This window comes from Syntrophomonas sp. UBA5494 (assembly GCF_002426325.1).
The window spans coordinates 46,197-53,706 of record NZ_DIPG01000043.1; the positions used below are offsets into that span (position 1 = coordinate 46,197).

Annotated in this window: 6 protein-coding genes; 2 read left to right on the forward strand and 4 right to left on the reverse strand. The window is 47.4% G+C overall.

What is annotated here, in order from left to right; all coding sequences use genetic code 11:
- Window positions 1–62 precede the first annotated feature (62 nt).
- Both B3W37_RS04990 and B3W37_RS04995 read left to right on the forward strand, forming a co-directional pair.
- Entirely contained in the window at window positions 63–761 is a 699-nt protein-coding gene (locus B3W37_RS04990) for a response regulator transcription factor (protein WP_481042627.1), read from the forward strand.
- Complete coding sequence (locus B3W37_RS04995) at window positions 736–2,853, forward strand: sensor histidine kinase (protein WP_483171582.1); 2,118 nt, start codon at window positions 736–738, stop codon at window positions 2,851–2,853. Before B3W37_RS04990 ends, B3W37_RS04995 begins: the two co-directional genes overlap by 26 nt.
- Here B3W37_RS04995 and B3W37_RS05000 read toward each other — a convergent pair.
- The 4 genes from B3W37_RS05000 to B3W37_RS05015 all read right to left on the reverse strand — a co-directional run.
- Window positions 2,850–4,046 (reverse strand): glycosyltransferase family 4 protein, encoded by a 1,197-nt coding sequence (locus B3W37_RS05000; protein WP_483174965.1) that lies wholly within the window; start codon window positions 4,044–4,046, stop codon window positions 2,850–2,852. The genes B3W37_RS04995 and B3W37_RS05000 overlap by 4 nt on opposite strands.
- 338 nt (window positions 4,047–4,384) lie before the next feature.
- On the reverse strand, window positions 4,385–6,169 hold the full coding sequence (locus B3W37_RS05005; RefSeq protein ID WP_483174966.1) for a sigma-54 interaction domain-containing protein: 1,785 nt from the start codon (window positions 6,167–6,169) through the stop codon (window positions 4,385–4,387).
- 179 nt (window positions 6,170–6,348) lie between these two features.
- Entirely contained in the window at window positions 6,349–7,053 is a 705-nt protein-coding gene (locus B3W37_RS05010; protein WP_483171579.1) for an ABC transporter ATP-binding protein, read from the reverse strand.
- Window positions 7,046–7,510, reverse strand: a 465-nt coding sequence (locus tag B3W37_RS05015) for an ABC transporter ATP-binding protein C-terminal domain-containing protein (protein WP_483174967.1), incomplete at its 5' end; no start/stop codon positions are given. The genes B3W37_RS05010 and B3W37_RS05015, both read right to left, overlap by 8 nt.

A 7,510-nucleotide genomic window follows, 5' to 3' on the forward strand; every position in this document is an offset into this window, starting at 1 on the left:
TATAGAGTAAAACTACGGCTCAGTGGTTGAAAATTATAAGTGGAAGGAGGTGTTGTTGAGATATGGATCACCATACCGTACTGGTTGTTGATGATGACCGCGAAATCGTACAGGCCATCGCCATCAACTTACGGAATGAGGGTTATCAGGTGTTGATGGCCTATGATGGACTGCAGGCCCTGGAAATGATACAGACCCAAACGGTGCATTTGATAATTCTGGATGTGATGATGCCCAGGCTGGACGGGCTGTCAACTACACTGAAGATCCGTCAGGAAAAAAACATTCCCATTATCATTCTATCTGCCAAATCGGAGGATACCGATAAGATTCTGGGCTTATCCATGGGGGCGGATGACTACGTCACCAAGCCTTTCAACACTCTGGAACTGATGGCCCGGGTAAGGTCACAGCTGCGCCGCTATGTGACCCTGGGTGATATTCACCTTCAGAATCACGATATCCTGCAATCCGGCGGGCTGCGTTTTGACCTGCAAAGCCATACCCTGACTGTCGATGGAGACCCGGTAAGACTGACAGCAACTGAAACCAGGATCGTAGAGCTATTGATGCGCAGCCCGGGGCGGATATTCCCTGCCGAGGAAATCTATGCGCGGGTATGGGGAGAGACCGCCTACGGAGTGGAGAACACCGTCATGGTACATATTCGTCGCATCCGTGAAAAAATTGAAATCAACCCGAAAGAGCCGAAATACTTAAAGGTGGTTTGGGGCATTGGATACAAAATTGAAAGTTGCTAAACCGTGGCGGGCCTGGATCTGCTTTTTCCTGGCCGTCAATCTATTAAGCATTCCGCTATTCGCCGCCCTGGCGGCAATACTGCACTCGAACGGCAGTCTGGAAGCAGTCAAAGCTCCCTTTGTTGAGAATTTTAAAGATACTTCTGTTTTTGAGACGCAGACCGCCAGGTATTTCAGTTTGTTACTGGGACTGGCCAATGAAAACGAGACTGTTGAAGACACACAGATCGCCGCGGCTAAAAGGATTCTCAACCAGGAGGGCAATAACTTGAGATACTATGTCCTTAACCCGGACATCGGCCTGAATCTGGGGAACCTGGATGAAGAACCATTATATTTGAACCCGGGAGAGATGCCGGGGCCGCCTTCAGGCTATGGATACTTTTTATACTTCGATGGCGAGAAGATAACCGTCGTCGACCATGGGACAGTGGTTGATGCCGAGCGCTTGGACAGCGGCTACCGCAATATAATCTCCAGCCTCAGCAACGTATATTACTATCAGACCGCCGAGGTCGGCCCGGGCGGGTCTTTGTCCTTTAGTCTGCCTGATTCTGAAAAATCCCAAAATTTGGCCAATTACCGGGTGTTTCTGGCAATCAATGATGTGCTGGCAGCCAATCCCTACGGACACTCCGTTTATGATCAGCAGCAAAAGTATCTCATATTCATGAAATGGACTTATCCGGTTTTGGCCTTGCTGGGATTGATATTCTTAATCTATGCCCTCATAAAATGGCCTGAAAAGCGCGACTATGACCGCCGGCTGGCGGCCTGGTCGGGGGACATGTGGTTGGAAGTCAAGTTATTGGTCTCACTAATAGTTTTAACGCTTGCTGTCGGCATTTCCCCTATCTTCGGCATTTCCCCTGGCGGAAGCGATTTTCTCGGCTGGTGGCTAGAAGCAACCATGATGAATATCTCCTTTTTGGCCGGACTGTGGTGGTTTTATCTTATGATTCTTGATTTGTTTTACAACCGCAGGGCGTTTTTCTCCCACAATCTGCTTAATTCATTGCTCAAGTGGTACTTGAAGCTGGAAAACAGGGCTTCCTGGCAGAAATCCATGTTGAAGCGGCTTTATTGGCTGCTGGCGGCGGAAGCCGTTCTGGCTTTGACTTCGGTATTGTTTCTCATCACCAGCACCCACTCCGGGGATTGGTTCATCTTATTCCTGATCGCGGTCATGATTGCCGGAGCCGGCATATACCTGATCTACCAGTACTGTCTGCGCTACACCCAAATAGTCAACGATCTGGAACGCCTGTTTAAGCACATAGAGTCAATCAAAAACGGCCCCGCCGCTGCAAAGCTGGATATACCCCGCGAGCATGACCTGTATCCGGTGGCTCAAAACCTCAATTCCATTCAGGAGGGCATTATGAAGACTGTGGCTGACCAGATGAAATCGGAGCGCATGAAGATCGACCTTATAACCAATGTTTCACATGATCTTAAAACCCCTTTGACCTCGATTATCAGTTATGTTGACCTGTTAAAAAAGGAAGAGGGCCTGCCGCAGCCTGCCCGGGATTATATCGGCATCCTGGCCCAGAAGTCGGAACGCTTAAAACACCTTATTCAGGACCTGTTCGACCTTTCCAAGGCCAGCAGTGAGAACATGGCGGTGGACCTGGAAAAGATTGACCTGGGGCGCTTGATCAAACAGACTCTGGCCGATATGGAGGAACCCATCAACAACTCCGGGCTGGCCTTCCGGGTGAATATTCCTGAAGAGCCGGTTTACATTATCAGCGACGGCAAGAAGCTCTACCGGGTATGGGAAAACCTGATCAGCAATGCGCTCAAGTATTCACTGGCGGGCTCCAGGGTATATATAGACCTGATTCAAAACGGCCGTGGCGCTGTGGCAACGGTAAAGAATACCGCCAATTATGAGATGGACTTTACGGAAGATGAAATCCTGCAGCGTTTTGTGCGGGGGGATCAATCCCGCAGCACGGAAGGATCCGGCCTGGGTCTGTCAATAGCACAGAGCTTTGCAGCGATATGCGGCGCGCAGTTGAGCGTGAAGATAGACGGGGACCTGTTTAAAGTGGAGCTGGCATTTGCAGAATTTTACAGCGACTAGTTGATATCATGTTTAATAACTGACTGATAGATCTGTTCGTACTGCCGGGCGATATGGTTGTTGTCAAACTGCTGCAGATGTTCGGCGATATGACTGTGCAGGGCCGGAATCAGGCCGGGATCAGTTGTCAGTCTCTTCAGTATGGCGAGGAGTTCCTGAACATGGTCGGGATTATACAAGAAACCGGTTTTCCCCTCGATGACAATTTCGGGTAATCCGCCCCTATGGGAGGCGATGACCGGTTTCCCATACTGATAAGCCTCTATCACCACCCTGCCAAAAGGCTCATGCCAGCGTGATGGCACGATAACCACATCAATTTGGTCCAAAATCTCTTGCGGATCGATAAATCCCAGAAATTGTATATGGGCTGGGTATTTCTGCTGCTTTATCTTTTCCCGGATCTCATCATCCAGGACTCGCCCCCCCAGATAGAGCTCTATTCCCGCCATCTGTTGGGCGGCCTCCAATATCTCCCAGACGCCCTTGCCTCGTTCAATTCTCCCCAAATAGAGGATTTTGACAGGCCCGGCAAGGCCTGGCAACAGACGGGAGGGTGTTGTAGGCACTTCTATTCCGTTGAATACCCGGGAATAGGGCACCCCCTTAAAATAACCCTGCTGGAGATGACGGGCGATTATAAAATTGGAAAGACCCACCACATGTTTAATCGTTCCATGGTTGCACAAGTACTTTTTCAATGCGGTGAAAGCGCCGCAAGCCCGGCATTGACCGCTGCAATTGGTGTTGTCCCGAAACATGGTGGCGCTCTCGCATATCAGGCTGTACTCGCGCAAGGTATGCACCACCGGAATCCCCCGGCGTCGGGCAATCACCCACGGGGCCGCTGACAACCCGGTCAGCATGTGAGTATGTATGATATCCGGTCTTTCCCGATCGACTATCCCGCTCAGCTCCCGGTAGATGCCGGGATTGAAAATATCCCCCAGATGCCAGAGCAGTTTCTTGAGGCGTCCTGCCCTTCCGAACATCCCGCCCCAGTAAATATTGTGCGGGGGCAGATAATAGACTTTTAGCCCGCCCACATATTTCACATCCCTTGCCGGGGCCACCGATACGACCACAACCTCATGGCCCTGGTCGGCCAGACCCTGGGAGAGCAGTTGCACCGACTTCTCCGCGCCGCCGAATACATGGGGATAGAAGAGGGTGTTCACCATCAGGATTTTCATAGGGCATGATCCCGCAGCTGATTTACAATAATGATGGTCACCGATTCGCAGCCTTCTTTCAACCGTCTCTTGGCTCAGTATATCTTGGTTCTCTCTGTGATCATCTATAATTATAAAGCAACCTTAAAATATGACAAATATCGATGTATTTTTTATTTAGAGTCTGGAGGCTTATATTCAATAGCTGCTGGGATGTTTACATGGATATGGATGGATTTTATTTTGTGCGCTGCGCATCAAAGATCAACTGCCATGGGGTGAATAAGAAGATCGCGCCATCCCGCCAGGCTGCTGGAATCAGTATCACTGCACTTATTCCCATCACAAGTGCCGATTTCTCATTTGACTTCCAGATTAATCCCGTAAAGCGCCGCTTTGCGCACTATGGTAGTCTGGCTTACCCCCAGGGCTTTGGCTAATTTGCGGCTGCTGGTAAAGATTTTGGCATACTGTTGAATCAGGTTCTTTTCATATGCCTGTACTTTTTCCTTGAGATCCATCACCGGAGTATCTTGTTTGTCCGCTTCATTTTCCGGCTTGGTCTGATTAACGCTGCCCCTCAGCGCGACGGAGCTGATCACCGTATCGGTACTGGTTACCACGGCCCGCTCTATGACATTTCTCAGTTCTCTAATATTTCCAGGCCAGTCATAGTCAATTAAAATGCTGGTTACTCTTTCGTCCAGAGTCTTTTGCATATTATATTTTTCATTGAATACTTGCAGAAAATAATAGGCCAGGAGGGGGATCTCCTCTTTTCTCTCCCTTAAAGGAGGAACATAGATGGGAACTACGTTCAAACGGTAATAAAGATCTTGCCTAAACTGACCTTTTCTGATCATCTCCGGCAGATTGCGGTTGGTAGCCGCAATAATGCGGACATCGATACCAATCGGTTTAGTTCCTCCTATCCGCAATATCTCCCGCTCTTGAATGACTCTCAGCAATTTGGATTGCAGGTTTATGGGAAGCTCGCCGATTTCGTCCAAAAATAGAATGCCCCCGTTAGCTAATTCAAAGATGCCCATTTTACCTGCTTTTTTAGCCCCGGAGAATGCGCCGCTTTCATAACCGAATAATTCTGACTCCAAAAGATCTTCCGGTATGGCCGCACAATTAATACTTATCAGGGGTTTATTGCTTCTGGAGCTGTTCTTGTGGAGCTCCTGGGCAACCAGTTCTTTACCCACACCCGATTCGCCGTAAATGATTACGGTTGAGTCTACTTTACCGATGCGCATAGCCAGGTCAAGTATTTCTCTGGATTTCTCAGAATACACTACCATTCCGCCGGAATTCCTTCTCATCCTTTTTAATTCTTCTTCATAGTGCTTGCTCAAATTATAGGCTTGTTCCACCTCCTGTTTGAGGCGGTTCAGTTCAGTGATATCCCGGCCATTGGTAAGTACCCGGACCAACTCGCCATTCTCATCGAATATGGGATTTCCGGTAACCAGCAAAGTTGTGCCATTCTTAATATTTTGCACAAAGGTCGCTGATTTTTTAGTCTCTATAACCATAATTGTCGCAGAACGATCATATAAGCCCTGCTCGACCAAATCATACATATTCTTGCCGATTAGATCTTCGGCTTTAATACCGGTAATCCTTGTATAAGCATCATTTAAGCTTAAAACATTGCCTTTGGCGTCGGTCACAAAAATACTGTCAAATGACGCCTCTATAATAGCGTCCATTTCCGATTTAAGCTTTTTAGTGTATTCAAGTTCCAGCGATACATGCTCTAACTCTGATATGTCCTGTATCAAAGCGACAGCACCTATGACATTATCCTCCACCACTATAGGCCTGTTCATCGACAGGTAAGTCTTATTATTGTTGACAAACTTTACATTAGAACTACCCTGCTTGCTGGTTAATACTCGATGCAGTCTTCCATTGGGGAATACTTCCGTGTAATCCCGGTTAAGGACGGAATTCTTTGGGATCCCTAACATCTTCTCCGCAGATTGATTATAAATAAGTACTTTTCGGTCAGTGTCAATAATAATGATTCCATTGCAGATCGCATCCAATAAAGCCTGCATTCGTAAAAAAATGTTCGAATTATTCGATACGTCATTAATAACAAGAGATTCCCCGGTGATGTCGTGCACTGGCATCGATACCCCTCCTGGTTACTAATTTCACAACCCCAAGTATTGATTTGGGGACAGCAACAATTATTAAGAATCTCCCCAGGTACAATTATTGCAAATAGTGTGCCAATAAATAAAAATCATATTCCTCTGGAAGTCCAGCCCAGAGGAATATGATGAAAGGTTGTACTATCAGCCTGACTCTACAATCCCAGATAAGCCTTCTTGATATGAGGGTTGTTCAATAATTCTGATGAGGAGCCCTCCAGGGTGATAAAGCCATTCTCCAAAACATATCCTCGCTTGCTGAGACCCAAAGCTTTCTTAACATTTTGCTCTACCAGGAGTACTGTAATATTCTGTTCACTTATTTTGGCAATAGTCTCGAAAACGGTTGCAGCCAGCAAAGGAGACAGTCCCATGGAAGGCTCGTCAAGCATCAAAAGACGCGGCATTGCCATTAAAGCCCTGCCGATGGCTACCATTTGTTGTTCGCCTCCGCTCAGGGTTCGGCCAATTTGATCCTTACGTTCTTCCAAACGAGGCAACAACTCAAAAACGTATTCCAGATTCTCTTTTACTTTACTGCGTGAACGCGGCAATGAGGCCCCGATAAGGAGGTTTTCATATACTGTCATCAACGGGAAGAGCCTCCTGCCTTCAGGTACCTGCACAATACCCAACTCGGTTATTTTATGAGGAGGAAGCCGGTCTATTCTCTGGTTATCGAACCAGATCTCTCCGCTATTAGGCGTAATTATACCGGAAACAGTGTTCAGAAGTGTGGTTTTGCCCGCGCCATTAGCACCGACAATACTTATTACTTCGCTTTCTTCGATACTCAAGGATATATCCTTTAGAACCGTAACATCACCATAACCGGAGTTTACTTCTTTAATTTTAAGCATTGTCATATTCATCACCTAAATATGCTTTTATTACCTCAGGGTTACTGGTAACCTCTTGAGGACTGCCCTCAGCGATCTTCTTGCCATAATCCAATACCACGATGCGGCCGCAAATAGCCATAGTGGCCTGCAATACATGTTCAATCATCATTATGGTGATCCCATCGTTATTGATTGATTTGATCAATTTGACCGCATCTTCAATTTCAGTAGGGTTCAAACCGGCCAAAACCTCGTCTAAGAGCAATAGTCTGGGTTTGGTTGCCAGGGCTTTAGCCATTTCAAGTCTTTTCCGTTCCGGAATGGTCAGGTTAAGCGCCAATACATCTTTCTTAGCCTGCAAGCCGACCTTTTCCATAATCCCTTCAGCAATCTGTCTGGCTTCCTTGGGACTGGAAGTGTTGACAAACGCACCAACCATGATATTTTGCTGAACCGTCATATTGCCAAAGGGTTT

Excerpts from the sequence above, each read along its gene's own strand:
- B3W37_RS04990 (WP_481042627.1), top strand. The coding sequence starts at position 63 with ATGGATCACCATACCGTACTGGTTGTTGATGATGACCGCGAAATCGTA.
- B3W37_RS05000 (WP_483174965.1), bottom strand. The coding sequence starts at position 4,046 with ATGAAAATCCTGATGGTGAACACCCTCTTCTATCCCCATGTATTCGGC.
- B3W37_RS05005 (WP_483174966.1), bottom strand. The coding sequence starts at position 6,169 with ATGCCAGTGCACGACATCACCGGGGAATCTCTTGTTATTAATGACGTA.
- B3W37_RS05010 (WP_483171579.1), bottom strand. The coding sequence starts at position 7,053 with ATGCTTAAAATTAAAGAAGTAAACTCCGGTTATGGTGATGTTACGGTT.